This is a genomic window from Marinobacterium sp. YM272 (assembly GCF_050908845.1).
Classification (GTDB): Bacteria; Pseudomonadota; Gammaproteobacteria; order Pseudomonadales; family Balneatricaceae; genus Marinobacterium_D.
The window spans coordinates 1,053,506-1,080,206 of the sequence record NZ_CP194171.1 but is presented as its reverse complement, the minus strand read 5'-3'; the positions used below and the strand labels follow the sequence as shown (position 1 = coordinate 1,080,206).

Sequence of the window (26,701 nt, the reverse complement as noted above, 5' to 3'; positions counted from 1 at the left end):
GATTCGGTACTGGCCCACTTTTGTAAAAGCTGTTGTTATCGCTGTGTCGCTCTACCTGGCCAGTGTTGAGTATTCTCAATCTGCATAGAGTTATACTTGAGCGGCGCCAAGGCCCTGAATTAGACATTGGTCTATCGAGTCTTAGACTAAAGAACTTGGTTACTGCAAGTATGTAAACACTTACAAACAAGCCTGCTGCGCTCTGGCCTCAGTATGAACAGCATTTATGGCAATGCGGTTTAGAACTCGATCCCCTCCTCCCGCATGCGTGCCAGTTTGTATCTCAGGGTGCGCGGACTGATGCCGAGTTTTTCCGATGCATCCTTGCGGCTGCCACCACAGGCGTTGAGTGCATCGATGATCAGTTGATACTCGCGCTGACGCAGATCCTGGCCAAGCACTCCGCCCTGCTCGTCAGGCTCAGCCAGATCCACTGCTGGTTGAGCGGGCGTCGAAACCGCCATCACCCCACCCAGCGGAATAGCGCCACCGGCCAGATGCAGATCGGCACCGTCGATCAGACTCCCCGGCTGCAGAATCAGCGCCCGCTGAATGGCATTATCCAGCTCACGCACGTTACCGGGCCAGTGATGGTCTCTCAGCAATGCCTCGGCAGCCGGGGTCAGCTGGGTGCGACCACGCTTCATCTTGTCGTTGTGACGAGCCAGTATGCGCCGCGCCAGCGGGACTATATCCTCGCGGCGTTCGCGCAGCGGCTGCCACTGCAGCGGGAAGACATTCAGCCGGTAGTAGAGATCCTCGCGGAAACGCCCTTCGGCGACAAAATCCTCGAGCTTGCGGTTGCTGGTGGCCAGCACGCGCACATCCAGCGGGATCGTCTTGCGACCGCCGATCCGCTCCACCTCCTGCTCCTGGAGTACACGCAGCAGCTTGGCCTGCAGACCAAGATCCATTTCACTGATCTCGTCGAGCAGCAGGGTGCCGCCGTTGGCCTGCTCGAACTTGCCAGGCGCGCTGGTGTAGGCGCCGGTAAAGGCGCCTTTCTCATGGCCAAACAGCGTGGCTTCCAGCATGTTCTCGGGGATGGCGGCACAGTTGATCGCCACAAACGGGGATTGACTGCGCGGCGAGTGATCATGGATGTAACGCGCCAGCACCTCTTTACCGGTGCCGGACTCGCCGGTGATCAACACCGTGGAGTCGGTCTGTGCCACCCGCTGAGCCAGTTGCAGCAGGTGCTGACTGCCGGGCGCTTCGGCCACCGGCGTCTGTCGCTCGCTATCCTGGCGACCACCGATACCGGCATGATTGCGGATCAGCTCGATCAACTGCTGCGGCTCGAACGGTTTCATCAGGTAATCCACAGCACCATTACGGATCGCATCCACCGCTTTTTCCACCTGGCCAAAGGCGGTGATCAGCGCCACCGGCGTGGCGGGATAGAGCGTGCGTACCTGGGCCAGCAACTGGTGGCCATCGATCCCGGGCATGTTCACATCGGATATCACCATCTCCACCGGCTGTTTTTTCATCAGCTCCAGTGCTTCTTCACCACTGCCGGCGGTAAGATGCTCGATATCGGACAGCTCAAGCGTATCCGACAGCGCTTCGCGCAACTCCTGATCATCTTCGACGATGAGTACACTAGGGGTCATAAATCCTTTCCGTTCTGTTCTGTCTCTGAGCGCTCGGACGCCGCGTCCATTAGGGGTAGTAAAAAGGTGGCGCAGGTGCCAGTGCCGGGCTTGGATAAGAGTTGAAATTCGCCGTGATGAGCACGGGCAATCACCTGTGCCACAGCCAGCCCCAGGCCGGTACCGTGGGATTTGGTGGTGTAGAACGGCTCCATCGCCCGCCGCACCTGTTCCGGGTCCATGCCCGGGCCGGTATCAACCACATCCAGCCGTAGCTGGCTGTTTTCCTGCGTCAGACGGATGGTCAGCTCTGCACCTTCGCCGCAGGCCTGAAGCGCATTGTTGACCAGGTTCATGATCGCACCGAGCAGCGCTTCCAGATTGCACTGGATCACCGCCTCCGGTGCCTGATTGATCAGGTGGCAGTCGGCATCGGCGCTCGCCAACGGCGTATCGAGCAGGTCGTCGATCCGTGTTTCCAGCTCGCGACCAGTCACCCGATTTTCCAGCCGGGTTTCGCCACGGGCAAAGATCAGCATATCGCGCACCTGCTGTTCCAGATGGGTCAGGCGTGATTTCACCTTGCCGGCGAAGCGGATCCGTTTTTCGTCATCCAGATGCGCAGCACCCAGGTGGCTGGCGTAAAGCAACGCGGCGGAAAGTGGCGTACGCACCTGGTGCGCCAGAGAGGCCATCATGCGGCCCATTTCAGACAGCCGCTGGTAGTGATGCAGTTTGTTCTGCAACAGCCGGGTATCGGTCTGGTCGGCAACGAACACCAGCTGGCCGGGCTCGCCTTCCAGGGCCCGCGTCGCCAGACTCACCCGTTTGCCGTTCTGCAGCGAGACTTCATGACCGTCATCGGGGCGCGGCGCAAAACAGGCGTTGATCACATCCACCCAGCGCTGACCGCTCAGCTCTGTGCCCAGCAACGCCTGCGCGGCGGGGTTACTCTCGGTAATCAGCCCCCGGTTATCGATCACCAGCACGCCGTTTGGCATCTGGTCGATCAAGCGGCGCAATCGCTCTGCCGCCTGCTTCTCTTCCTTAAGGCGCGCAACTTCAGCTTCCAGCTCGGCGATGCGCTGCTGCGCACTGGATGTTGTGTGACTCATTGCCGGGAAATACCGTACTTGCGCATTTTTTCCACCAGGGTTGTACGCCGGATACCCAGCTCGTCGGCGGCGCGAGCCACCACGTTGGCGCAGCGCTCCAGCGCCTGGCTGATCAGGGACTGTTCCAGTTTTTCGAGGAAAGGTTTCAGCTCTATGCCGTCAGGGGGCAGCTGCACCTCGCCGGTGGTCGGCAAACTGGGCTCTGCTCGCAATACAGGGTGATCAACAGCCTCCTGCTCATAGCGTTCAGGATCAGGCTCATCGATATGGCGGAATTTTGGCGGCAGCTCGGAGACACCGACGACGCCGTCGGGATAGATAATCGCAAGCCGTTCCAGCAGGTTGGCCAGCTCACGCACATTGCCCTGCCAGGGATGTTTTAACAGCGACTCCAGCGCAGACGGATGAAAACGAAAATGGCCCATCCCATCATTTTTCAGCCGTTCGATCAGGCCATTGACCAGCAGTGGCAGATCATCGAGACGATCACGCAGGGCAGGCATTTCGATGGGAAAGACATTGAGCCGGTAATACAGATCCTCACGGAATTCGCCGGCCTCGATCATCGTTTCTAGGTCCTTGTGAGTCGCAGCGATGATGCGTACATCGGCTTCCTGGGTTTTGGTGCCGCCGACCCGCTCAAACTGGCGTTCCTGAATAACCCGCAGCAGTTTTACCTGCATCGGCAACGGCATATCGCCGATCTCATCCAGAAACAGCGTACCGCCCTGGGCCAGTTCAAAGCGCCCTGCCCGGCTGGAGATTGCACCGGTAAAGGCCCCTTTCTCATGGCCGAACAACTCGCTTTCCAACAGTTCCGCCGGAATCGCACCGCAGTTAACCGGCACAAAGGGCCCCTCGGCGCGGGCGGATTGCTCATGCAGACAGCGGGCTACCACCTCTTTACCAGTACCGGATTCGCCGGTAATCAACACACTGATATCACGCGGGGCCACCTGGGCGACGAGCCGTTTGACCTCCAGGATTGAGGGGCTTTGCCCCACCAGAGATGCAAGTTCGGGATAGGTCGGTACGCTCTGCTGGGAGGAAAGCACAAAACAGCGGTGCAGCAGATCCAGCATGGCGGTGTAGCTGTATGGCTCGCTCAGATGCCCTGCGCCACCGGCCTTTTCAAAATCCGCTTCGGAAAGCTCAGGCCAGTCGCACACCAGCACCTTGGGCAGGGTTCGGCCCTGATCGTTGAGATCGGCAATCAGCTTGTTAAGGGAGATCGGCAGGCTGCTTTCGCCAAGAAAAACCACGGAGATAGTCGACAGATCAAAGGACTTGCCCTGCTGCAGCCAGGTAACGAAGTCAAAAACATGACACTGGAGCTCGAGGAATTCACAGATCCCCTGCAGATGGGCGCGCCGCTCCAGGGCATCATCAATGATCAGAACATTTGATCCGCTGAGGTGCATCGGTCGATCCGGGTTGCGTCAGTATTCTGACAAGTTACTCGACCGGGGGCTATTGTCAAGGAATTGACAGGTTGGATCGGCGCGAGGGCGCACCTCCTACGATACCGGCAGGGCCTGGCAGACCACCTTATCGTAGGAGCGACGCACCCAGAGGGCATAGTACCCCCGTCGCGATCATCCTCCGCGGTTCAAATCAATCACTACTGGTAGCAATCAAACTCGCGGGATCAAAGCTGTGGGCACCACCGCTGGCCTGGCTGCCCGGCAGGGCACTGTTGAAGATATGCGGTTTGATCTTGCCGACCACATGCATCTCGCAGGGCTTACAGTCGAACTTCAGGGTCAGCACCTCGTCACCATGCACCAGCTGCATATCGCTGACCTTGGTCCTTACGCCGGTCACACCCTTGGCCTGCTTGGGACAGAGATTGAACGAAAAGCGCAGGCAGTGCTTGGTGATCATTACTGGCACATCGCCGGTTTCCTGATGGGCTTCATACGCCGCTTCAATCAACTGCACGCCAAAGCGCTTGTAGAAAGCACGCGCCTTTTCGTTATAGACGTTATCGAGGAACGACAGCTGAGTATCCGGGTATACAGGGGCGGGATCGCTCACCGCTTTACGGAATCCGCGCGGATGTATCTTCAGTCGCGCCTCGGACAGCTGCTCGATCAGCTCCCGGCGCAGGGCTTTCAGCTGCGAACCCGGAATAAAGCGGGCATCTCCGGTAATGGTAATGTTTTCCGCGTGATAGAGGGTGTTGCCCAGCTTGGCAAAGCTGTCGTGCAGCTGCTGCTGAGCCTTTTCAACATTCTTTGCTGCTTCAAAGGGACCTGCCAGCTCGGCGGTAATTTCGACACCCTCTTCGCTGACGAGCCTTGCACTGAGCCTTTCTTCACTGGAGTCCAGCTGCCAATCCACCAGCACCTTGCGCGCGGACGAGGTTTTGGTCAGCGCCTGCTGCCAGTCATGGTCCAGGTTGCGGTTCAGTCTTAGCGGCGGGCGAACCTTTGCCAGCTCCTGCGGCATTTCATTGGGCACTACCCGGTACTGCCAGTAATGCACGCCATCATCTTCGCCGGATGGGAAGTCACACAAGGGGTAGACATTATTTACCCGGAAGCCCACCACCTCACGTTTCACCAGCACGTTAAGGCCATCGCCGTTATTCAGCTGGGTGGTGGTCTGAACAGTCAGATCCTTTTTGCCAACACCGATCAGCTCACCGACCGGCAGTCCCACAAACTTGGGTGAATCAAAGGCGCCGATGTCGATCTTCCGCTCAGACACGAAATAATCGGTGCTGCCGCGGTGGAAGGTCTGGTCCGGATCCGGCTGGAAAAAGTGCTCGGTCACACCACTGGACGCCCGTTCCAGGTCGGTGCGTTCCGCCAGAATCTCATCCAGTAGTTTGCGGTAATGAGCGGTGATATTTTTGACGTAGCCGACATCCTTGTAGCGCCCTTCGATCTTGAACGAACGCACACCGGCCTCAACCAACGCACGCAGGTTGTCGCTCTGGTTGTTGTCCTTCATCGACAACAGGTGCTTGTCATAGGCGACCACCTGGCCCTTGTCGTCTTTCAGGGTATAGGGCAGACGGCAAGCCTGGGAGCAATCACCACGGTTGGCACTACGGCCGGTCTGGGCGTGGGAGATATTGCACTGACCGGAGAAAGCCACGCAGAGGGCGCCATGGATAAAGAACTCAACGGCCGCATCCACGCTGTCGCTGATATCGCGGATCTGCTGCAGGTTCAGCTCACGGGCCAGCACGATCTGCGAGAAACCGGCCTGCGACAGAAACTCCGCCTTCTCCTGACGACGGATATCACACTGGGTGCTGGCATGGATCTCAATCGGCGGGATATCCATCTCCATGATGCCCATATCCTGCACGATCAGTGCGTCCACACCGATGTTATACAACTGGTGAATCAATGCCCGGGCAGGTTCCAGCTCGTCGTCGTGAAGAATGGTGTTGAGAGTGACAAACACCCGCGCATGATACTGATGGGCAAACTCCACCAACCCGGCAATATCCTCAACGGAATTGGCGGCGTTATGGCGGGCACCAAAGCCAGGGCCGCCGATGTACACGGCATCTGCACCATGAAGGATCGCTTCCCTGGCGATACCGGCATCGCGGGCGGGGCTTAGGAGTTCGAGCTGGTTTTTCTTGAGCATGAGGCCACCGGCAGTCGACTGAGCAGCTGCATCGTTATTTATAGGTGTGAAACGCGATAGCGGCAATTTTAGCCGGATTTGCAGTGAAACCCTAACTTAGTGTCCTAATAATCATGATCTCAGCTGGAGATCGCCCTGAACAATCCGCCCCTAAATGGGGGGCAGGGGGTAAAACACACTTATAAATCAGACAACCTCGATCTATGGCTCAACCCATGCTCCTCAACCCACTGGTCCCATTCGGATACCTCACTCCATTTACTTAAAAAAATGAAATCAAGACCCGCTCCGGCAGCGGCTTTAAAGTCATACTTGCTGTCACCCAGAAATAGAGCAGGCTTATGAATATTACCAATACCGAGTTCTCGCGCGAGAATCTCATCTTTAGTGTCTGGGCTGCCGAATATCCCCCCGTTGAAATAGTCCGCTAGTCCACGCTGTGTAAACACATCGCGAAGCTCTTCTTGGTCCCCTCCGGATACGATTAACCACCGTGCGTCGGGCGTCTTCTCTCGCAACGACTGCAGCCCCGGAGCAACTTCGCTCTTCAGTAAGCCCAGTCGCACCGTACTTGCGTAGTTATCCAGCAGGATATCCAGACTTGCTTCCACGCCATCCGGCAGAGATGAAGGCAGGATCTGATCAATGAAATAGGCAAACTTCTTGTACCGGGAAATTCCGCCATTAGCGACATGGTAATCAACCAGGGCCCTTGCAGGGGCCTCGCCAAAGGGCAATGCGGTTTTGAAGAAAGCTTCGGTCTTTACTTTATTGGAACACAGCACAACACCATCGCAATCAAATACCAAAGTCGCGTAATCCTCGATTCTCCGTTTCATACTCTAAGCTGGTCCGATGCCCGCAGTGCGGCTTCTACCTTAGCTACATCCTCCGGCGTATCGACCGCGAGACTACCGGGGCGTGTTTCGATCATTCTAATGACCTTACCCATCTCCAGAAAACGCAGGATCTCTATGTCCTCGCTGTACTCCAGTTCACTCTTACGCCCGAAACCGAGAAAATCGGCGAGTTCTTCGCGGGTAAAAGCATAAATACAAACCTGCTTCTTATACCTTTTAGGTGCACACTTGGGGTCTTTGAAACCCGGTAACGCAACCCGTGACATGTAAACCAGTTCATCACGCTCGTTAGTGATCACTTTAGGTATGTTAACGTTATGAGGGTTTTCCTCAGCGCCCACCCAGCTAAAACCGTTTATCACGTCGTCCATAGAAGCCAATTTAGCATCCCGCACCTTGAGAATGTCTTCAGGTGAGACTAGAGGCTCATCGCCCTGCACGTTGATATAGATATCGGCCGCGACATGCTCCACTGCCTGAGCCAATCGGTCGGTACCTGTCAATGCATCGCCCCCGGTCATCACTGCCTGAAATCCGGCCCCTTCCACAAGGTCTGCGATCCTTTTGTCTTCTGTAGCGACGTAGACGTTCTCAGCACCCAACGCACGCGCCGAAAGCTCCGCAACCCAGAGAATCATCGGTTTCCCCAACAGTGGAACCATGGGTTTTCCGGGATAACGGCTAGATCCGTAGCGTGCAGGGATCATGACAACACTGCGCATGGGCACCTCTTCTCAACTATCCAGAGCATAGACCGACTTGGTATCGATACCGTAACGGGTCGGCGTAATAGCCGTCAGCGGCAACGACTGTTCAGCTTTTTGATACTGTTCAAAAAGTGTTTGCATCTCCTGAGTCCTCGGATCATCCGCACCATAGCCATCAAAACCAGCCATCAGAATACTGGACGCATCGCCAGATGCAGCCACAGCTAAAGCATAAGCGACAACCAACGAAGTCGGCACCGTACAATGGACAGCCCCGAACTGGAAGGTATCAGGCTTTATATTCAGGCCAAAATCCAACACTTCCTTCCCTTTTAGCAAGGACTGGATAGCCGCAGGCAGCATCGAATAGGGTGCAATCAGAGGCTGAGGGAGATTTACATGACTCTCGACATCGGCCAGCAAACGGACAGGGTGACAGGCTACGCGAAAATCAATCAACTCCGGCGCCACTCCAGATTGCGTATTAAGCGCCAGTACCAAAGGTTTGTACTCTTTGATATAGCGTTCCAGAGCAGAACGGTGACGCGACACACCAGGACCGGCGCCGAGCAATAGCACTTCCCTGCCGGAAAATAGCTGTTGTGGTGACCACTGCCCTGCCGCTTCGCTCGCGTAGAAATGACGTGCCGCACTCAAGGTCGCGTTATTGAACTTTTTACCACCCTCCTCTCGTAAATGATCGATTACGGCAAGCACATCCTCCTCATCGTAGCGCGTATCGCTCAACATCTCCTGGATGTAAGTGGGGTGGATACCGTACTTCCCGGCCAGATAATAGTAAGGATTCGTGCCCCAACCATAGCGCGCCTGCATGGGCTTGAAATGTTCCCGAAGCAAAGCCATTAGAGGCACCATATTAACTTGCTTACCCCGCCGGCCGGCCATTTCGATAGCCAGCTCTTCGGTACGCGCATTGCCGGGCCCTCGCCCCATACCAGTCACCGTAGAATCAACCCATGTCGCCCCTTCATCCAGCGCACGAAGCGTGTTGGACAGCGCCAGTCCGAGGTTGTCGTGAGTATGGATACCCAGATCAAATTTCCATTCACTGCGTATCCACTGAATAATCTGCGCAACTCTGTCCGGATCCATGCTTCCCATGCTGTCGGCAAAGTACAGCGCGTCCAACGGATACTGCGATGCTTCGTGAGCCAACGCTTTGATCTCATCCTCGGAACGATCGGCTACTTGCATCAAATTGAAGCCGACCCGGTAGCCGCGTTCCTTCAGCCAGCTCACTGCCGGAAGAGCTTCCGTGAACTCATGTACATGACAGGCGACCCGCACAAGATCGACCGGAGAGTTGTCCGCATTGTTTGGAAACAGGCGCTCCAACTTCTCCTGCTGCGATCCCTCACCCACGAGCTCGTTTCCATTGACCATAACGCCAATCGTCAGCCCGCTAGGCAAGGTAAGACTGCCGATAAAATCGTCAGTAGAGAATGCGCACGCTCCTTTAAAGCCGGAGTTTTTGAGGGAGCGGAATCCTAGCTCCACAGCATCAACTCCTGATGCCTGCATGGCTTGAAGGTATTGATGGATCACATCTACCGGAAAATCCCACGCGTTGTAGTAACCACCATCTCTAAGTGTACAATCAAGAAACATATTCCAACGTCCCGTATCAGAGGTCTTACACCTAATTTAGGTGTCCGAATAACTCGCGTTTTTTTAAACGATCATCATCCACATCAGCAAGATCAAGATATCTCAAAAGTTTGGCACGAACCGATCACTCGACGTTACTGTAGTTTCCGGTCCCAAACAGGGCTCGCGACATCGACAGCCATACTCCACCGACTGGTGAAATAGCCTCTTCCGCCCCGCCCGCCAGCAGCAATTAAAAATCTATCAAAAAACCTCTAAAGCTTCCTCACCGACCGCCGCTAACCTAAGCACAAGGGCTTCAAACCCATTTGAAATGAATATCGATTGATCGTCTTAAGGAGACCGTCATGGCCAGTGTAGTTAACACTAATGTTATGTCCCTCAACGCACAGAACAGCCTGTCGCGTACTAACAGCTCACTGCAGACTGCGATGGAACGCCTGTCCTCTGGTCTTCGCGTTAACAGCTCAAAGGATGATGCTGCAGGTCTTGCTATCGCCAATCGCATGACCTCCCAGATTCGCGGCATGACCGTCGCTCAACGTAACGCCAACGATGGTATTTCTCTTGCTCAGGTAGCCGAAGGCTCCATGCAGACTATCACCGACACCATGCAGCGGATGCGTGACCTGGCGATTCAGTCTGCCAACTCCGGTGCCGTAAGTGGCGGCGATCGCGAGAAGCTGAACTCCGAGTTCCGTCAGCTTTCGGAAGAGATCAAACGTATCGTTGAAAACACCGACTTCAACGGTAAAAAAGTGTTGCAGGGTTCTATTCAGGGCAGCGCCGGTAACTTCCAGGTGGGTGCCAACACAACTGCCGACAACCAGATTCAGGTAAGCATCGGCAACCTGCTGACCGCATCCGGTATCGCCAGTGTTGTAGGCGCAAGCTTCGCGATTGGTGATGCGGGTACTCTCGTAGCCGGAGCTTCCGCTTCTCAGCTGGTAGCACAAGCAAGCACCCCCGCTACAAATGGTGGTGGTACAACACTCACAAATGGTGGTGGTACAACGATTCTCTCAGCCGTGCCATCTGCATCAGCGCTCGTAGCAGGCGCGTCCGTTATGAGCTACGCAATCACTACATCCGATATTCTTGCTGCCGTCGATACTATCGATACAGCTCTCGGTAAGATTGATTCAATGCGCTCCGACCTGGGTGCGGTTCAGAACCGTTTCAGCGCTACCATCGACAATTTGGCTAACGCCATCGAGAACCAGAGTGCTGCAAAATCTCGTATCATGGATGCAGATTTCGCGGTGGAAACTGCCAATCTGAGCCGTTCTCAGATCCTGCAGCAGGCAGGCACCTCCATGCTGGCGCAGGCGAACCAGGCACCACAATCCGTACTAGGCCTGTTGGGCTAATAGCGCCCGCCAAGTTTCAGTCTGACTTAAAAATCAAAGTGCCTGTATACTCATGAGTATCAGGCACTTTTACGTTACAGGAGGCTTTCCATGGCTATTACTCTCAGTGGAGTCGGCAGCGGTCTGGATATTCAAAGCCTTGTATCCCAGTTAGTACAGTCGGAAGGGCAGGCAAAAAACAACGCACTTAACCGTCGGGAGTCGAATTATCAGACGGAGCTTTCCGCGCTTGGTCGGCTAAAAAGCAGTCTAAGTTCCTTTCAGAGTGCTGCCGCTAAACTTTCCGATGTAAACGATCTGCTGCAACTCTCCGCCAATTCGGGCGATGATAGCCTTTTTTCTGCAACCGCCTCTGGCAGTGCGACCTCTGGCGAGTACAGTATCGAGGTACGCAATCTCGCCAAAGCCCAGAAACTGAACTCCGTAGGTTTCAGCTCCAGTGACGCAACGGTTGGCACCGGAACTATCAAAATTAGCAGCGGAGACAACACGTTCGATGTGGAGATTAAAGCAGGCGAGCAGTCTCTTTCCGGCATCCGTGATTCGATAAACTCCGCAGCTGATAATTCCAGTGTTTCGGCATCGATTGTAAATGTCGATGATGGCCTTGGAGGCACTGAAGCACGCTTAGTACTGACCGCAAAGAACTCTGGCACCGCCAATGAGATCAGCATCAGCGTCGCTGACGACGATGGCGACTCCACCGACACGTCAGGTCTTTCCCAGCTTGCTTACGATGTTGCAGACGGAACGATCAATCTGTCTGAGCTTGTTGCTGCCGACGATGCGGTAATTCGCGTCGACGGCCTAGATGTAACGCGCAGTAGCAACAGTATCGACGACGTTATTGACGGTGTGACGATCGATCTCAAAGTAGCCGAAGTCGATAGGACAGTCGGGCTGTTTGTTTCAGTTGATACCTCTGCAACCCAAAAAACTGTTCAGGCATTTGTCGATAGCTACAACAACCTTGTAAATACGTTCACCAGCCTCACCGGTTATGATGCCGACAAGGAAAGCGGCGGCGCCCTTCAGGGTGATTTCACGGCACGCCAGATCATGAATGATGTTCGCAGCATTTTGCGTGAAACATCCGATAGCGGTGAGTTCAGCTCTCTGTTCAGCATGGGTATCGAGATTGATCAATACGGCAAGATGTCTCTCGACAGCACCAAATTTAAGGATGTACTCGCCTCGCGACCGGATGCCCTGACCAATCTGTTAAGTTCGGAAGATGGCATCGCCGGTAAGCTGGAGGCCAGGCTGAAAGAGGCGCTGGATTTGGGCGGGGTCTTTGACAGCCGCACAAAAAGCCTGAACCAGTCTATCGATAAGATCGACGACGAGAGGCTGGATCTGGAGGATCACCTTTCCACGATGGAAACCCGTATGCTGAATCAGTTTATTGCTATGGATAGTCTGGTTGCACAGTACAACAATACGGGCTCATATCTGACAAGCCAGTTAGCGGCACTGCCTGGCTTCACCAGCCAGTCCAAGTGAGGAATAATTGATTATGAATGGTATAAATCAATATAAAACCATCGGTGTAGAAAGCGCTTCCCCACACAAGCTCATACAGATGCTGTTTGAGACATATCTCATGCGAGTCGACCAAGCGGTCATTGCCATTGAACAGAAGGATATGAGCGCCAAGGGCATCGCGATTTCCAAGGCGTTGGCAATTCTCGGGGGGCTTGAAGAGGGTCTTGACCTTGAAAAGGGCGGCGAGCTGGCGGAGCAGTTACAGGGGCTGTACCGTTATGCGCGCGAACGACTTTTGGTAGCGACCGACAAGAATGAGACGGCACCTCTGACCGAGGCACGTGAGCTTATTTTCCAGATTAAAGACGCTTGGGATCAGATTCCTGAAGAGTTTCACTACCACCAAGGCTGATGGTAGTGGTGTGAAGCCCTTCCCTTCATAAATAGACAAAGGGAAGGGTTGTTCTCGTCGCTCGCTCTACTCCCCGGTCTCCAACCCTTCTATCAGGTTTTTCACCAGGCTTACGCCCTCTTCATTACCCTGCTCGGAATACCACTTTCCAAGCTTATTCAAGGCAATTTTGTCGCCTGGGAAATACCTCAGATACTCGACCAAGTGCTCAATTGCATCACCAGCCTGACCATTCAGCATCAAAGCATCGGCATAGTTGTTCAAATAAAGGGCATTCAGGCTAGCCAAACCGGCAGTCGCATCCAGAACCGCCTGTTGATAGCCCAGTTCCGAAGTTAGGCCAACCATCTTAGCCAACACCTGCTCCAGAACTGGGGAGTCTGGCTGTTCCATTACAGGAAGCAGTGCCTCCAGTGCCTCCTGCGGTTGCTGCTTCATCTGGTACAGAGTAGCGGTGACTAGAGGCATATAGGGCTCTGCCTCCGGGTCTGTCTCAAACGCTGACGCCAACGCCTCCAGTGCTTCTAGATCTCCCGTATCTTTTAGCTGCTGCATTCGAGACGGCAGCATCTGTAGGTTTCTCGCTTTTTCACTCAGCGACAGTGCTTCGAAATAATTGTCGGTTGCTATCGCTGTATCCACTACCGACTTACCATCACCAGAGAGTATGCGCTCCGCCTTAGGATCAAGATCAAAGCATCGCAGTCTGCCCATCTCCCCGCGCTCGCCCCAGCGCTTGGCGATAAACTCCAACTCCTGCTCGGACATGGCGCCTAGTGATAGCTCTGCCAACCTCAACTCAACAGCTTTAGTCCCATTTGTAATATGCTTTTGTAACCTATAGGCGCCGGTTGCAAGGCTTTTGTAGTAGCCCGATAGCTTTTCCTTAATATACTCCGGCTCAATTGTATCCATTTCTCGGAGAGGCTGAGCCATACGAAGTAAACTTTTTATAGTCAATGATTTAGATAGTTTAAGGAGCTCCGGATGATCACGTTCCATAGTGCGATCAAGTTCCTCGAGCTCATTTTTCAAGGCGGCATCGATAAGATCACCTTTATACATCGACTCATGAATTTTAGAAGCGTCTTTGATTAGATCCTGCAAATCTGTTAATTGATCTATTTTTTCGTTTAACTCTATTTGCAGTTTTTCCAGATAGTCCTTTTTATTTATGGATGCAGGCTGAACCAAATTGTGATCGTAGGCGTTGTCCGTCAGAACGACTTCGGCAGGCGGCACGTAATCCACAAACTCTATCTTTGCCGCATTCTCCGAAATATTGATGATTGAGACCCCTTTCTCTCTCATCCTGTATGCCTGCACTCTTATTGATTTCACCGCTATCGCAAGATCCGACTTGGTATTCGCCATCCGGCCAGCATTGGTCATTACCGTTACACCGGGCAGATCAGTTTGAGGGCCTGCAGCACGCTCTTTGCTACCTTGAGCATGAGTGAAGCCCTCCGGGGTATAACATAGATCAACCCCCGCCAATATAATCTGAGAGGACCCAAGCCATGCAGCTGCGGAGATGGCACTGTTCGTAACGGTCGGACCTAACCCCCGAAAGTTATCTATGGGGTTCAGGTCAGACTCCCATGGCAGAATTTCACCACTAAAAAACTTACGGTGGGGCCACTGGGCTGGAAGCCAGGGAGCACAGTGACAATGGTTAACAAAGATAACCTCAGGCCCGAAGTTGAGCATCTCCTTACTGACCAAGTACCCTTTATCCGGAGTTGGATCGACTGAAAAAACGAAGTCCGGAATTAACCCAACTTGCTGAAGACGGACTGAAATCCTTGATACCGCAAAAACCACCAAACGATTACGGTTGGTTTGAATCCAGTCGAGATGCTCATCGAGACTGGGCCCTCCGCCCAGTACAATAACGGTTTTGCCCTCCAGGCAGCCTCGAATCTCCGTCAAAGGGTGCAAATCATCAGCGACGTTTTGCAGCTGACGCTCCATGAACTTATCCAATCCCATGGAGAGCATCACGTTCCATCGTAAATCGTTGCGTAGCCCATCAACACTCCAGTACTCAGCCCGATACTGATTCAGGTAGCCATACTCAGCCGATAGTGAGCGTTTCAAAACAACACCATTCACATACAGATAACTGATAACACCGGCTGCTTTAAGCGCTTCATTAAGCTTCTCCCGCGTCACAAGCGCTATCCGCCCATTCTCGGGGTCAAGATCTACATAAGCCGCAACCTGCTCCAGAATATCTGCAGGTTCTATAAAGATGTAACGGGTCCCTAAAGGAATATCTCGGCTCTGGATATAACGGATAATATTGCCGGAATCCGAGCCAATAAAAATAATCAGCGAGTCTTTACGCGCCAGCAGATCACCAAACTCTCTTTCGATACGATCCTTGGCACTTTCCTGTTCGAACATGCCTCGGTTAACGGCATACAGATACTGCTCACCAAACTTATTGGTGATCATCTCGCTCTGACTCAAACCACAAATCCTTATACTTTGCTTTCGACCAGCAGGCCTTTGGTATCACCGAAAAACTCTTCCGATATATCGCGCATCCGTTTCATTAGCTCCAATACCTCCTCAGAAGGTATTTGGCGGATTGTCTCGTCGTTTTCAGTGTTAATAACTTTCAGCACGACTCGGGACAAATCATCATCTACAGAAATTTTCAGACTGCTGCTGACCGTTTCCATAAACTGGGCAAACTTTTCTACCGCTTCCTGAACAGCCTTGGGGTCCGCAGCCGCTGTTTCAGCCTGCGCCCCGCGCTGATCACTGCTCGCCGCGCCTTGGGGGGCCTGAACGCCTTTTACCTGATTATCAGCCTTAGAGGTGATGTGCAGGCTGCTATTGATCGCACTACTATCGGTGATTTCCATAGTAGGTTACCTTCGTGATTTGAGTTAAGTAGCACTTGGGGCTACTGAAAGCGCAGGTACTCAGACGAAGCTCCACGCTTCTTTTTGAGTTGTTTTATCCCTGCAGCAAGGTTATCCCGTGATGCTTCCAGCTGCTTGCTTACCTGTCGATCCAGCCCTGCCAACTGCTTTAGGGCTTCTATATTCTCAAGTAACTTTGCCGGGTTATCCCAGGCGATATGGCGTATGGCATAACTGCGTATCTCTTCATACTGCCCGAACAGATTAACGCTGTTTTCATCCATTTCGCCTTTCAGCAGGCTTTGCTGCTGCCGGCTGCACTCTATCGCCGTAGCAATCAGGACCTCGGTCGTGGCGCCTTCGAGAGCCGTTTTATTGAACATAGTTGAACAGACTCATCTGCTGCACTTTTCCGAAGCTCTCATAGGCCGCCTGCAGGGCCGTGCTCTCCAGCGACAGCTGGCTGATCGCTTCGTAATAGTCGGTGTCAGCAAACCTTGAACGGGTGGACTCAGTGAACGTTTTCAAATCAGTCAGGGAGAGAGACTGATCATCCAGGACACGCATCCGGGAGCCCAGCTCAGCCTGTTTGCTAACGACGTTTTCATACCAGGCATTTACATCACTGGAGGCTGCCGATAGATCGGCCCCGCTTTCAAGCCCGTTTTTCAGATCCAGTATCGCATTGAGTACGTTACCATCGGTGTTGCCGAAAAACTCACTGCCCGGGTCGGTCGACTGAATCCTTGAGTTTTCGCCAATTTCAAGGAAACGAGCGCCATCGTCACCCTGATAGTCATAACCATCGTTGTCGTCATTCAGCACGTAGGGTTCCGTGGCCCCCTTAAAGCCGGCGAACATATATTCGCCCTGGGCGTCTTGGGTATTCATCAGTGATTTTACGTGACCGAGAATTTCGCCCAGCTCGTCGGCCAGAATATTCCGGTCGTTTTCCGACATCGAACCATTGGCTCCACGAATGGCGATCTCCTGTACCCGCTGCATAGCAGTGACGACAGAATCCACCGTTGATTCCTCGAGACTAAGCCTGCGTTCAGACACCGTAATATTTTCCGAAAACTGTTCGGTACGTGCGATCACCCGGTCAAACTTCATGATTTGGGTGGTCGCCAGCGGGTCATCGGAAGGCTGCTGCAGTTTTTCACCCGTGGACAGCTGTTGCTGCAATTTGAACAGGCGCGAGTTAGCCTCGCTGATATTCGTCTGATTCTGCGAGTAGAAGAGGTTCGTGGATAAGCGCATTTTAAAACTCCTCTATCAAACTGCCTGGATCAGCGAATCGAAAATTCGCTGAGATGCAGAAATTATCTGGGCCGATGCCTGATAGGCCTGCTGGAACTGGATCAATCTGACCGCTTCTTCATCCAGGTTGACCCCACTGACCGACTCGCGCTGAGCAATGGTATTGTTCAGTACCGCTTCGGAAGCACTGCGATCCATTTGAGCAACCCGGGTGTCTGTACCTACTCGCTCAACCAGGCGGCCATAGGTATCCTGGTAGTTTCCATCCAGCGAGCTGGCTTCTTTCATCAGCCCCGACATGAGCAGGCCGTTACGGTTATCTGAGACACCAACGTTAACCGGGCCGGATGCGGGATCAATATCAAAGTTGTAACCTAGCTCAAATACGTCCCCATCTTTCGTTTCTCCAGATAGGGTAACAGTCAACTCATTATCACCAAGCCCCCCACCCGTAAGCACAAGTTTTCGGGGATCTGAGCTGCTCGGGGTTACGGTTACACCGGCTACAGAAGTTTTCCAACCACCAACATCGGTGTAGCTCAGTTCAAACGGGAGACCAGGTTCGGGTGTCGTGCCCGAAAGAAGCTCAACAGGATCCTTAACGGTAAGGTCACCGATAGAGCTCAGCGCGACAGTCGCCTCAGACGTACTGCCATCACCCGACACCGACTTACTGATAGTCACAGGAGACGCGAGCGCCAGATCGCGCCCATTGGTCACGTTCAGCTCGATATCTTCAGCCCCTGTTCTCACCGGGCTGATCATCAGCTTTTCGCCCGATACAAAAGGCCCACCTGCATTGGCATCCAGCCGGAAACCATCCAGCTCAAGACTGATCTGGCCAATATCAGGATCGAAAGACAGGTTTCCAGAGGCTTCGAGAGCATCACTGCTCCAGATCTTACCGTCACTAAGCCGCTTAACCCGAAACTCGTTTGCGCCGGTGAAGACCAGCTCGTAATCACTCGCCTGCAGCTGTGAACTGTCTGTAATCTCGACACTACCTTCAGTGCCGTACAGAGAGCGTAAACGGCCACCGATCAGGTTAGGATCATTTACGTTGTTGAACAGTCTTTCGCCCATTTCCCCGTCGTAGTCGATACCCTTCTGATGTTGTTCATTCATGGTATCTGCAAAGATAATCGCCAGACGGCCGAGCTCGTTGAGGCTGCGATCCATGGTTTCGCGCCGGTAGGTCAACAGACCACCCAGTTCACCGCCATCAATCATCTCGGTGATGTTAGTTTCTGAACCCGCAATGTTGATCGTTATGTCGTAGCGGTCGGGATCAAAATCGTTTTGTCCCGCAGAGAACTGATAGGCTGACTTACCCACAACCAGCGGCTGGCCATTGCCGACAAAAATGCTGAGCTCGCCATTCGACTGTTCTGATACCTGAATATCCACCAGCGAGGCGAGTTCCTTGATGCTCTCATCGCGCTGGTCCTTGAGTTCAAAGGCATCCTTGCCGGAGGCTTCAGCAATGCGGATACGATCGTTTAGATCAGCGATATCGCCAGCCGAGACGTTGATTTCATTGGTCAGTTCACGAATGCGGGTATTGATGGTCTCATTCATGTTCGATAGCTGATCATCCAGATCATGATATCGACGTACCAGTGCATCCGCTTCCGCCAAGAACAGTTCGCGGTTGGTCAGAGAAATGGGATCATCGTTAGCAGCCTGTAAAGCGGCAAAATAGTCATCCATTTTCACATTCAGGCTGGTGCTATCGCTCGCCAGCAGGTTATCCAACTGGCTGGACAGCTGCTCATAGGCCTGAGCCGCCTCGAACCGGGAGTTGTCACTCCAGAGACGCTGATTGATAAACTGATCAACAATACGCTGGGTGCTATCCTGCAGCACCCCGCCCTCTTCCATGCTGTTGAACTGGGCCACCTGGCGGGTATACCCGGGCGTGTTCACATTGGTGATGTTATTACTAACAACACCCAGACCGGACTGGGCTGCCCGGACTCCTTGAACCCCTAGTGATAACAAGCCATATGACATCTTTCATTTCTCCAGCACGTTCAGGTATCAGTCGCGAACGTTCTTAAATTTGTATCGGCCGATGATCAGCCTTCTTGAGGTGTATTACCCAGACTGGCCAGCAGATCGCCATTGAAGATCCGCTCTATCTTGGTCGCATAATCCGGATCTGTGGCGTAGCCTGCATTATGCAGTTCACGCACAAAACGACTCGGGTCCGTACCATTTTCCAACGCCTGTTGATAGCGCGGATTGGAGCGCAGGAAGTCGACATAGTCATTGAAACTGTCGGCATAGCTGCCATAGGAACGGAAACGCGCCTGCTCTTTCTCGGGAACCCCGCCACGATACTCCAGGGTCTGCACCTGGACAGCATCGCCGGACCAGTCGCGGCCGGCCTTGATGTTGAACAGGTTACGGCTGCTCTGCCCGCTAGCCGCATCACGGGTGATGAACTTGCCCCAGCCGGTTTCCAGCGCTGCCTGTGCCAGCAAGACCGACGGGCTAACGCCAAGCGCTTTCGCAGCCTGCTCTGCCAGTGGCATCAGCTGGTCGATAAACTCGGCCGGTGTATCAAAGCGGATCGGCAGGGGATCAGTACGCTCGACCTTAACCTGCGGGGCTTCGATTGGTTTTTCTGCGTTTGCAGTCTCGCTGGCGTCAGTGCCGGAGGAGCCGGTTTTCAACACCATGCCAGGAGGCTGAACCACCGGCCCACTGCCCAGCGCCCGGTTGAGCATCTGCTCGGTCAGGGAGCGGGCATTGTGCTCATCGCTGTCCTCATCCGAGCCGGGTTGGGCTACTGCATCCGCCCTCTGGCTCAGCTGCTTTACGATAATATCGGCAAGCCCGAGGCTCTCTTTTTTGGCAAGATCCAGTGTCAGCTGCTGATCGAACATCTCCTGGTAGAACTTGACGTCACTGGAGTTGAACGGACTGTCACTGGCCAGCACATCATTGGCCTGACGCATGCTTTTCAGCATCATATTCATGAACAGCTGCTCGAACTCCTGAGCCACACCCTTGAGTGCTGCCTGTTCATCGTTTTTGGCCTGAGACTTAAGCTTGCTCAGCTGGTTCAGGTCTGTGTACACACTTGCCGAGGAGGGATCGACTCCACCATTGATCGCCATATCAGATCACCACCAGTTCGGCTTTGAGGGCGCCGGCCTGACGCAGGGCTTCCAGAATCGCCATCAGATCACCCGGCGCGGCACCCACCTGATTGACTGCTTCAACCACATCACTGAGGGTCGGCCCGGGTGCAAACTCGAACATATGACCCGAACCTTCGTCGACTTCGATACCGGTACGCGGCGTGATTACGGTTTCCCCGCCTGCCAGCGCGTTGGGCTGATTTACATCGAAGTTTTCGTTGATGGCGATGGTCAGACCGCCATGGGTGATAGCCACCGGCGAAATGGTCACGTTTTGGCCAATCACAATCGTACCGGTGCGGGAGTTAATAACGACGCGGGCAACTTCCTGCCCCGGCTCCACCGTCAGGTTCTCGAGCACAGACAGAAAAGCTACTCGCTGGGATGAATCTCGCGGGGCACGCACGCGGATCGATGTGGCATCCATGGCGCGGGCAACCTCTGGCCCCAACAGGCCGTTGATCTGTTCGGCGACACGGCGGGCCGTGGTGAAGTCCGGCTGGTTCAGGTTCAGCACCAACGAGTCGCCCTGAGAGAAGGCGTTAGGAACCGCACGCTCCACCGAGGCACCGTTGGGAATGCGACCTACGCTTGGCACATTCACGGAAAGGCGAGAGCCATCAGCGCCCTGAGCGCCAAAACCGGATACCACGAGATTCCCCTGAGCCACCGCATAAACATTGCCGTCCGCACCTTTAAGCGGCGCCATCAGCAGAGTACCACCGCGCAGGCTCTTGGCATCGCCAATGGTGGATACCGTCACATCGATGGTCTGGCCCGGCTTGGCAAAAGGCGGCAGATCCGCCGAAATCGCGACAGCAGCGATATTGTCGGACTCCGGGTCCACATCCGCCGGAATCGCCACGCCGAAGTTGTTCAGCATGTTACGGAAGGTTTTGGAGGTAAAGTCCGTACCATCACCGGTGCCATCCAGGCCGACCACCAGACCATAGCCGACCAGTTGGTTACTGCGCACGCCCGATACAGAGGTAATATCCTTCAAACGCTCGGCATAAGCGCCCGGCGCCACAAGGCTAAGCGCCAGAATCAAGAGAGAAACAATCTTCATCGCAAAGCTCCGCTAAAAAGCCACGTTAGAAGGGCCAGAGAGGACTGATAAAGAAGCGGGACAGCCAGCCCATGACGTTGGCATCCTGCACCGAGCCGGTTCCGCTGTAAGCGATACGCGCATCCGCAAGCTTGGTGGAGGCTACTGTATTGGCCTCATCGATATCCTGGGGACGGACCAGACCGCTGACGCGGATATATTCATCCCCCTGGTTCAGCGTCAGCCACTTTTCGCCACGCACCAGCAGATTGCCGTTCGGCAGCACCTTATGAACCGTCACGGTGATGTTGCCGCTCAGGCTGTTGCTCATGTCAGAGTCACCCTGGCCATCAAACGCGCTCTCACTGCCGAGTGATGCTGACAACGGGTTGCCAAAGGCTGAGAGGTTATTGCCGAAGACGCTGCCTGCACCCACTTCCACGCTGTTGGATTTATCGATCTGTGTCGAGCTGCTTTTCGAAGACTGGGTGCTCTCTTCCAAGGCAATAGTGATAATGTCACCGACGCGGCGGGCCCGACCGTCTCCATAGAGGTCCCTGGCCGTCGCGGCGTTATAGATCGACCCGGTCACCGGCTGGAGGTTCGGCTGAGGGGCCACCTCTACCGGCGCGTAGTAGGGGTTATCCGGTTTGGGCGGCTTATTGACGCAGCCGGTCAGCAGAACAGCTGCCAGAACGGCCATCACCTGTATAGCCAGTTTCATCGAATCACCCTTTTCTCAGATCATTAAAGCTGCTGGCTGACATAACCGAGCATTTCATCCGCCGTCGAGATCACCTTGGAGTTCATCTCGTAGGCCCGTTGTGTGGTGATCATGTCGACCAGCTCTTCAACGGCATTGACGTTGGAGCCTTCCAGCATCCCCTGCTTCAGGATGCCAATACCATCCTCACCCGGCGCGCCGACGATGGGCGCTCCGCTTGCCGCGGTTTCAGTAAACAGGTTCTGGCCAATCGCCAGCAGCCCCTGCGGGTTGACGAAATCTGCCAGTTCGATCTGCCCCAGCTCCTGCGGATCCGGATCACCAGCCACGGCAACACTGACAGTACCGTCACCACCCACCGAAAAATTGAGCACCTCGTTCGGCAGGGTAATCGCCGGCTCGATCGGATAGCCTTCAGCCGTTACCAGACGGTTATCGCTGTCCAGGTGCAGCTCACCATTGCGGGTGTAGCCTATCTCGCCGTTGGGCATCTCCACCTGCAAAAAGCCGCGACCGTTAATCGCCACATCAAATGGCTGATCGGTAATCTGCATATCCCCGGTCTGGAACAGCTTCTGGGTACCCACGGTACGGACACCGCTACCCAGCTGAAGGCCAGAGGGAAGCTGAGAGTCCGATCCGGTCGCCGCACCGGGCTGGCGACGAACCTGGTACAGAAGGTCTTCAAATTCCAGACGGTCTTTCTTGAATCCAACGGTGCTGACGTTAGCCAGATTGTTGGAGATAACCTTCAGCTGAGTATCCTGTGCACTCAGGCCGGTTTTTGCGACGTGCAACGCACCATGCATGCTTATAGCTCCTTAATGCCTTTACGCCTTATCAGCTTATTCTCAGTATTTCCGTAGCTCTGGAGGAGTTTTCTTCCGCGGTTTTCATCATTTTCACCTGCATCTCGAATTGTCGGGACAGGCTGATCATGGAGGTCAGTTCTTCCACCGCGTTCACATTACTCGCTTCCAGATAACCGGCCCGCAGCTGTGCATCCAGCGCGGCCGGCAGGGGTAAATCATTGTCGGTGTGCATGAACCCGTCCGAGCCCTTGTAAAGGGCGCCGTCCTCAGGCCTTACCAGCTTGATCTGGTCTATCTGTACTACTTCTGCAGCACTTCCCCCCAGAGGCCGGATATTGATCGTGCCATCTGATGCTATATCGACTTTCTCAGAGGGCGGAATCACGATCGGCAGACCCCCATTGCCCATCACCGGCAAACCGCTGCCAGTTACCAGCTGGTTAGCGGCATCGATCTGCAGCTCTCCGTTACGGGTATAAACCTCGTTGCCGTCGGGGCCGATGATAGCCATCCAGCCATCACCATCCAGCGCCACGTCCAGATCCCGACCGGTCTGCATTAGCGTGCCGGTTTCCATATTGGTACCGGGACGCTCACTCATGGAGTACACCCGGGACTCATAGCCCTCACCCAGCACCCGCATGGCCCGGGCCTGCTCGAGATCACTTTTAAACGCCGTGGTCGTCGCGTTGGCCAGGTTGTTGGCATGAGCCTGCTGCGCCAGCATATTTTCGCGGGCGCCGGTCATGGCTACATAGAGAACCTTATCCATCAACTGCTCCGGTAAAGAGTTGCCGTTTTGGTGGCTTTGTCAGTAATGGAGCAAACTGTGTGCCATTAACGAGAAAGCCGGGCAATGCCCGGCTTTGAAGAGAGGTATACTGAAACCTTTCGTCAGATCTGCAGAATCGTCTGAGTGATGGTGTTCATGGTCTCCAGTGTCTTGGAGTTTGCCTGGTAGTTGCGCTGACCTTCAATCAGCTTGACCAGCTCCTCAGACAGATCCACGTTGGACGCCTCAAGGGCCGCCGAGCGCAGCGTGCCGTTCAGGCCGGTTCCTGGCGGGTTCAGAATCGCATCACCTGAGGTCAATGTTGCCGCCCACTCAGTATCACCATTGGGCTGCAAACCATCCTGGTTTTCAAAGGTAGCAACAGCGACCACACCCAGAGACTGGTTTTCACCATTACTGTAAGAGGCCACCATTTCGCCGGTAGGTGCAAAGGTGACACCGATCAGATCGCCCTTGGTATAGCCGTCCTGCAACTGGCTTTTAACGATGGAAGCCGATGCGAACTGAGTCGAGCCATCCAGATCCAGGGTAATTTCGGTATCGGGATCAGCGGGGTCTGCACCCACTATCGTCAGCTTGGGTGCCGGCGCCCCTGGTGCAACTTCTTCTCCGTTTACAGAGGTGAGCAGACCGTTGCTGGGATCGAAATTAATGAGAACCGGACCTACCTCTTGACCACTCGCCTCTCCCGGATCCCGGTCCTTACCAATATTCAGCAGCTCATCATTATTGAGATATGCATAGGTGCGATATACCCCCTGGTACGAATCATCTCCTCCAACAGTCGAGTAAGGGTCTACAGTGCCCGCCGCACCGACCAGTGCAAAATCCCCTGCAATGGAAGAGCTCTGCTCGATTACAAGAGATCCATCATCACCGGCTTCCGGCTTAAATGTAACGACGATCGAATTTGTAGCTTCATCGTAACTTATATTTTCGACATCAGGGTTTGCGTCCAGGATTGCGCTTCTGCGATCAACAATCGCCTCTCCTACTGCCGATGACGACATATCGGCAGATCCAGCCGATATTTGCACCTCTACCCCACCAATCACAAGATTTGCAGTCGTACCTGCATCAAGACCGTCACCAACCTCATAGTACTGCTGTTTACTGCTGGAAACCCATGAGACAGCGGGAGAATCGTCGGTAGTCTGCGCGTACTCCAAGTTGGTTACGACGTCCCCATACTCTGTAAATTCAGACTTGAGAATCACCCTTACTTCATCGCTAACCGAATTGTACTCGACATCAAAAATACGCTCGTCCTGTTTCTGGATAAGCTCAAGGGTATCGCGGTCAATTCTCTGCCAACCATCCGGGCTAAGGCCACCATCACCAACACTGAAATCAGCAGTCGTATCTATTGGTCTAGGGTCTCCAGCAGCATCCTCAAGTCCAGACAACTCGAACTCGGTCAGAACCGTTCCACCATCATTTAAATTGAAGGTATGGACTTCCTTTTGCGGCCGTTGCTCGACGAAATTGTATTTAATAGTGTGCTCGTTACCCAGACTGTCAAAGCTACGGACGGTCGTTGTATAGGTTAGAGAAGCAGGCTCGTCTTTATCGTAGGGTACAAGCAGCTCTGAGGGATCTTCCCTGGAGTCAATATTGAATGAAAGCTCAATACTTTCAGTCGCCTTAGGCGGACTCTCTTTCTCGGTCACCCTCATATTATCGATGGGCAACCGGTTGCCATCGGAATCCAGCCCGTAACCCTGCAGGAACTTACCGGTCTTAGAGACAATATTGCCTTCTTTATCCAGTTCAAACGAACCCGCACGAGTGTAGGTAACACTGCCCTGACCATCATCCAGCTGGAAAAAGCCCGAGCCGTTGATCGCCAGGTCCAGGTTGTTATTGGTGAACTCGATGGTACCAGCGCTAAAGTCCTGCGCTATATCGGTTACCGTTACACCGGACCCAGGCGTGTTCGATGAACCAGCGCCTACAACGGCAGTGGCATAGATATCACCGAACTCGGTTCTGGATGCCTTGAAGCCAGTCGTGCTTGAGTTGGCGATATTGTTACCGGCCACATCCAACATCGTGGTGGAAGCCTTTAGACCTGTAACCGCTGTACTGAATCCTGCCATTATACTGCCCTCGGTTAACCCAGCTGTTTCACTTCACTCATATCGATAGAGCCAATTGCCGTATTGACCTTCATACCGATGCCGTTTTGGCCCAGAGTCACGCTGTTGATATTGAATCCCATGTAGGTCGCCACCTCTTCGTAGGTGCCGTCCTCTCCTGAAGCTGCTTCAGCCACAATACGGTAATTCCCGGGAGGAACGCCCTCTCCCGCCTTCCAGGCGAAGTTATGATCACCGGGAGTCTGCGCTCCCATATCCACCTGATCGACCAGATTACCTCCCGAATCGTAGATGGAGATACGGATATTGCTGGCACTGACATCGGTGGAAACCAGGCCGTCTACGTATCCCTCAGCTTCGGTCAGTTGAGCGATATTGGTATTTACAAATGCGCGCTGACCAACCATTGAGGACGCCTGGAGTGCCGTCTGGCTGCTGAGCAGAGTGTTGCTCATACCTTCCATCGTCGATGCCAGATTCTGAATACTCTCGACGTTACTCAATGTCGATATCTGCTGCATGAAGTCAGCGGGATCTGCAGGACTGGTTGGGTCCTGGTTCTGCAACTGAGCAATCAGCAGCTTCATGAACATCTGACTGTCTTCAGACTGAGATTCCAGCGAGGTTGCCTGGCTCTGGTTCGTCTGGTTTATCTGATCGAAAACGTTATTGTTGCCGACGCCGTTTACATTACTCATGGCGTTATCCTCTCAACCCAATCACTGCCCAAGCGTCAGCGTACGCTGCAACATCTGCTTGGCGGTGTTCATGATCTCCGTGTTGATCTGGAAAGAGCGGGAGGCGGAGATCATATCTGCCATCTCTTCCACGACATTCACATTCGGGTAGTACACATAGCCATTCTCGTCCGCCATCGGATGGCTCGGTTCATAGGCCATGCGCAGCGGCGCGTCGCTTTCAACAATACCTTCCACGCTGACGCCCTGCCCCGGTACCAGCCCCGCCTCGGCAGCGGCAAAATCATCTGCGCTTGGCTGCTGCACGGTGAACACCGGCTTGCGGGCACGGTAGGTTTCGCCCTCACTGGAGCTGACGCTCTCGGCGTTGGCCAGGTTACTGGCGGTGGTGTTCAGGCGTATGCTCTGCGCATTCATGGCAGAGCCGGCGATTCCGAAAACGTTAGACAGTGACATG

At 54.1% G+C, this 26,701-nt stretch carries 23 protein-coding genes; 3 read left to right on the top strand and 20 right to left on the bottom strand.

The features are described from left to right. Window positions 1-239: 239 nt before the first annotated feature. From ACQUQP_RS05080 to ACQUQP_RS05050, 7 genes are all read right to left on the bottom strand, one after another. Entirely contained in the window at window positions 240-1,616 is a 1,377-nt protein-coding gene (locus tag ACQUQP_RS05080; RefSeq protein ID WP_432697720.1) for a sigma-54-dependent transcriptional regulator, read from the bottom strand. Further along, window positions 1,613-2,710, bottom strand: coding sequence for a sensor histidine kinase (locus tag ACQUQP_RS05075; RefSeq protein WP_432697719.1), 1,098 nt, complete (start codon window positions 2,708-2,710; stop codon window positions 1,613-1,615). The genes ACQUQP_RS05080 and ACQUQP_RS05075 overlap by 4 nt, the downstream gene beginning before the upstream one ends. Next, a complete protein-coding gene (locus ACQUQP_RS05070; protein ID WP_432697718.1) occupies window positions 2,707-4,131 on the bottom strand; it encodes a sigma-54 dependent transcriptional regulator in 1,425 nt (474 codons plus the stop codon). Before ACQUQP_RS05070 ends, ACQUQP_RS05075 begins: the two co-directional genes overlap by 4 nt. A 193-nt stretch (window positions 4,132-4,324) precedes the next feature. Beyond that, complete coding sequence (locus tag ACQUQP_RS05065) at window positions 4,325-6,319, bottom strand: peptidase U32 family protein (RefSeq protein WP_432697717.1); 1,995 nt, start codon at window positions 6,317-6,319, stop codon at window positions 4,325-4,327. A gap of 179 nt (window positions 6,320-6,498) precedes the next feature. Then, entirely contained in the window at window positions 6,499-7,158 is a 660-nt protein-coding gene (locus ACQUQP_RS05060) for an HAD family hydrolase (RefSeq protein WP_432697716.1), read from the bottom strand. Then, complete coding sequence (locus ACQUQP_RS05055; protein ID WP_432697715.1) at window positions 7,155-7,901, bottom strand: 3-deoxy-manno-octulosonate cytidylyltransferase; 747 nt, start codon at window positions 7,899-7,901, stop codon at window positions 7,155-7,157. Before ACQUQP_RS05055 ends, ACQUQP_RS05060 begins: the two co-directional genes overlap by 4 nt. Window positions 7,902-7,913: 12 nt before the next feature. Further along, on the bottom strand, window positions 7,914-9,515 hold the full coding sequence (locus tag ACQUQP_RS05050) for an aldolase catalytic domain-containing protein (RefSeq protein WP_432697714.1): 1,602 nt from the start codon (window positions 9,513-9,515) through the stop codon (window positions 7,914-7,916). 347 nt (window positions 9,516-9,862) lie between these two features. Between ACQUQP_RS05050 and ACQUQP_RS05045 the strand changes: the two genes are divergently transcribed. From ACQUQP_RS05045 to fliS, 3 genes are all read left to right on the top strand, one after another. Beyond that, window positions 9,863-10,885, top strand: coding sequence for a flagellin (locus ACQUQP_RS05045; RefSeq protein WP_432697713.1), 1,023 nt, complete (start codon window positions 9,863-9,865; stop codon window positions 10,883-10,885). A gap of 90 nt (window positions 10,886-10,975) precedes the next feature. Continuing rightward, the gene (fliD, locus tag ACQUQP_RS05040) at window positions 10,976-12,388 is read left to right on the top strand and encodes a flagellar filament capping protein FliD (RefSeq protein ID WP_432697712.1); all 1,413 of its coding nucleotides are present in this window, start codon (window positions 10,976-10,978) and stop codon (window positions 12,386-12,388) included. 13 nt (window positions 12,389-12,401) lie between these two features. Further along, window positions 12,402-12,782, top strand: a complete 381-nt coding sequence (gene fliS / locus ACQUQP_RS05035) for a flagellar export chaperone FliS (RefSeq protein WP_432697711.1) — start codon at window positions 12,402-12,404, stop codon at window positions 12,780-12,782. Window positions 12,783-12,848: 66 nt separating this feature from the next. Here fliS and ACQUQP_RS05030 read toward each other — a convergent pair whose 3' ends face one another. The 13 genes from ACQUQP_RS05030 to flgC all read right to left on the bottom strand — a co-directional run bounded on the left by ACQUQP_RS05030 (window position 12,849) and on the right by flgC (window position 26,700). Beyond that, window positions 12,849-15,257 (bottom strand): 6-hydroxymethylpterin diphosphokinase MptE-like protein, encoded by a 2,409-nt coding sequence (locus ACQUQP_RS05030; protein ID WP_432697710.1) that lies wholly within the window; start codon window positions 15,255-15,257, stop codon window positions 12,849-12,851. 11 nt (window positions 15,258-15,268) lie between these two features. Next, complete coding sequence (locus tag ACQUQP_RS05025; protein WP_432697709.1) at window positions 15,269-15,658, bottom strand: flagellar protein FlaG; 390 nt, start codon at window positions 15,656-15,658, stop codon at window positions 15,269-15,271. A gap of 41 nt (window positions 15,659-15,699) precedes the next feature. Beyond that, a complete protein-coding gene (locus ACQUQP_RS05020; RefSeq protein WP_432697708.1) occupies window positions 15,700-16,041 on the bottom strand; it encodes a hypothetical protein in 342 nt (113 codons plus the stop codon). Continuing rightward, window positions 16,031-16,921, bottom strand: coding sequence for a flagellar hook-associated protein FlgL (gene flgL, locus ACQUQP_RS05015; protein ID WP_432697707.1), 891 nt, complete (start codon window positions 16,919-16,921; stop codon window positions 16,031-16,033). Before flgL ends, ACQUQP_RS05020 begins: the two co-directional genes overlap by 11 nt. 15 nt (window positions 16,922-16,936) lie before the next feature. Continuing rightward, window positions 16,937-18,934: a flagellar hook-associated protein FlgK gene (gene flgK / locus ACQUQP_RS05010; protein WP_432697706.1), complete on the bottom strand. Its 1,998-nt coding sequence runs from the start codon at window positions 18,932-18,934 to the stop codon at window positions 16,937-16,939. 65 nt (window positions 18,935-18,999) lie between these two features. Next, the gene (gene flgJ, locus ACQUQP_RS05005) at window positions 19,000-20,046 is read right to left on the bottom strand and encodes a flagellar assembly peptidoglycan hydrolase FlgJ (protein WP_432697705.1); all 1,047 of its coding nucleotides are present in this window, start codon (window positions 20,044-20,046) and stop codon (window positions 19,000-19,002) included. 1 nt (window position 20,047) lies between these two features. Then, window positions 20,048-21,139, bottom strand: a complete 1,092-nt coding sequence (locus ACQUQP_RS05000; protein WP_432697704.1) for a flagellar basal body P-ring protein FlgI — start codon at window positions 21,137-21,139, stop codon at window positions 20,048-20,050. 25 nt (window positions 21,140-21,164) lie between these two features. Next, on the bottom strand, window positions 21,165-21,842 hold the full coding sequence (gene flgH, locus ACQUQP_RS04995; RefSeq protein WP_432697703.1) for a flagellar basal body L-ring protein FlgH: 678 nt from the start codon (window positions 21,840-21,842) through the stop codon (window positions 21,165-21,167). Between the two features lie 23 nt (window positions 21,843-21,865). After that, window positions 21,866-22,651, bottom strand: a complete 786-nt coding sequence (flgG, locus tag ACQUQP_RS04990; RefSeq protein ID WP_432697702.1) for a flagellar basal-body rod protein FlgG — start codon at window positions 22,649-22,651, stop codon at window positions 21,866-21,868. Between the two features lie 31 nt (window positions 22,652-22,682). Further along, window positions 22,683-23,426 (bottom strand): flagellar basal-body rod protein FlgF, encoded by a 744-nt coding sequence (flgF, locus tag ACQUQP_RS04985; RefSeq protein ID WP_432697701.1) that lies wholly within the window; start codon window positions 23,424-23,426, stop codon window positions 22,683-22,685. A 122-nt stretch (window positions 23,427-23,548) separates the two neighbouring features. Then, window positions 23,549-25,546 (bottom strand): flagellar hook-basal body complex protein, encoded by a 1,998-nt coding sequence (locus tag ACQUQP_RS04980; RefSeq protein ID WP_432697700.1) that lies wholly within the window; start codon window positions 25,544-25,546, stop codon window positions 23,549-23,551. A gap of 14 nt (window positions 25,547-25,560) precedes the next feature. Next, complete coding sequence (locus tag ACQUQP_RS04975; protein ID WP_432697699.1) at window positions 25,561-26,244, bottom strand: flagellar hook capping FlgD N-terminal domain-containing protein; 684 nt, start codon at window positions 26,242-26,244, stop codon at window positions 25,561-25,563. Window positions 26,245-26,265: 21 nt separating this feature from the next. Next, a complete protein-coding gene (gene flgC / locus ACQUQP_RS04970; RefSeq protein ID WP_432697698.1) occupies window positions 26,266-26,700 on the bottom strand; it encodes a flagellar basal body rod protein FlgC in 435 nt (144 codons plus the stop codon). Window position 26,701 lies beyond the last annotated feature (1 nt).

What these genes read in the sequence shown, in the direction of transcription:
- ACQUQP_RS05080 (WP_432697720.1), bottom strand. Translation starts at nt 1,616, where the DNA reads ATGACCCCTAGTGTACTCATCGTCGAAGATGATCAGGAGTTGCGCGAA.
- ACQUQP_RS05075 (WP_432697719.1), bottom strand. Translation starts at nt 2,710, where the DNA reads ATGAGTCACACAACATCCAGTGCGCAGCAGCGCATCGCCGAGCTGGAA.
- ACQUQP_RS05070 (WP_432697718.1), bottom strand. Translation starts at nt 4,131, where the DNA reads ATGCACCTCAGCGGATCAAATGTTCTGATCATTGATGATGCCCTGGAG.
- ACQUQP_RS05065 (WP_432697717.1), bottom strand. Translation starts at nt 6,319, where the DNA reads ATGCTCAAGAAAAACCAGCTCGAACTCCTAAGCCCCGCCCGCGATGCC.
- ACQUQP_RS05060 (WP_432697716.1), bottom strand. Translation starts at nt 7,158, where the DNA reads ATGAAACGGAGAATCGAGGATTACGCGACTTTGGTATTTGATTGCGAT.
- ACQUQP_RS05055 (WP_432697715.1), bottom strand. Translation starts at nt 7,901, where the DNA reads ATGCGCAGTGTTGTCATGATCCCTGCACGCTACGGATCTAGCCGTTAT.
- ACQUQP_RS05050 (WP_432697714.1), bottom strand. Translation starts at nt 9,515, where the DNA reads ATGTTTCTTGATTGTACACTTAGAGATGGTGGTTACTACAACGCGTGG.
- ACQUQP_RS05045 (WP_432697713.1), top strand. Translation starts at nt 9,863, where the DNA reads ATGGCCAGTGTAGTTAACACTAATGTTATGTCCCTCAACGCACAGAAC.
- fliD (WP_432697712.1), top strand. Translation starts at nt 10,976, where the DNA reads ATGGCTATTACTCTCAGTGGAGTCGGCAGCGGTCTGGATATTCAAAGC.
- fliS (WP_432697711.1), top strand. Translation starts at nt 12,402, where the DNA reads ATGAATGGTATAAATCAATATAAAACCATCGGTGTAGAAAGCGCTTCC.
- ACQUQP_RS05025 (WP_432697709.1), bottom strand. Translation starts at nt 15,658, where the DNA reads ATGGAAATCACCGATAGTAGTGCGATCAATAGCAGCCTGCACATCACC.
- ACQUQP_RS05020 (WP_432697708.1), bottom strand. Translation starts at nt 16,041, where the DNA reads ATGTTCAATAAAACGGCTCTCGAAGGCGCCACGACCGAGGTCCTGATT.
- flgL (WP_432697707.1), bottom strand. Translation starts at nt 16,921, where the DNA reads ATGCGCTTATCCACGAACCTCTTCTACTCGCAGAATCAGACGAATATC.
- flgK (WP_432697706.1), bottom strand. Translation starts at nt 18,934, where the DNA reads ATGTCATATGGCTTGTTATCACTAGGGGTTCAAGGAGTCCGGGCAGCC.
- flgJ (WP_432697705.1), bottom strand. Translation starts at nt 20,046, where the DNA reads ATGGCGATCAATGGTGGAGTCGATCCCTCCTCGGCAAGTGTGTACACA.
- ACQUQP_RS05000 (WP_432697704.1), bottom strand. Translation starts at nt 21,139, where the DNA reads ATGAAGATTGTTTCTCTCTTGATTCTGGCGCTTAGCCTTGTGGCGCCG.
- flgH (WP_432697703.1), bottom strand. Translation starts at nt 21,842, where the DNA reads ATGAAACTGGCTATACAGGTGATGGCCGTTCTGGCAGCTGTTCTGCTG.
- flgG (WP_432697702.1), bottom strand. Translation starts at nt 22,651, where the DNA reads ATGCATGGTGCGTTGCACGTCGCAAAAACCGGCCTGAGTGCACAGGAT.
- flgF (WP_432697701.1), bottom strand. Translation starts at nt 23,426, where the DNA reads ATGGATAAGGTTCTCTATGTAGCCATGACCGGCGCCCGCGAAAATATG.
- ACQUQP_RS04980 (WP_432697700.1), bottom strand. Translation starts at nt 25,546, where the DNA reads ATGGCAGGATTCAGTACAGCGGTTACAGGTCTAAAGGCTTCCACCACG.
- ACQUQP_RS04975 (WP_432697699.1), bottom strand. Translation starts at nt 26,244, where the DNA reads ATGAGTAATGTAAACGGCGTCGGCAACAATAACGTTTTCGATCAGATA.
- flgC (WP_432697698.1), bottom strand. Translation starts at nt 26,700, where the DNA reads ATGTCACTGTCTAACGTTTTCGGAATCGCCGGCTCTGCCATGAATGCG.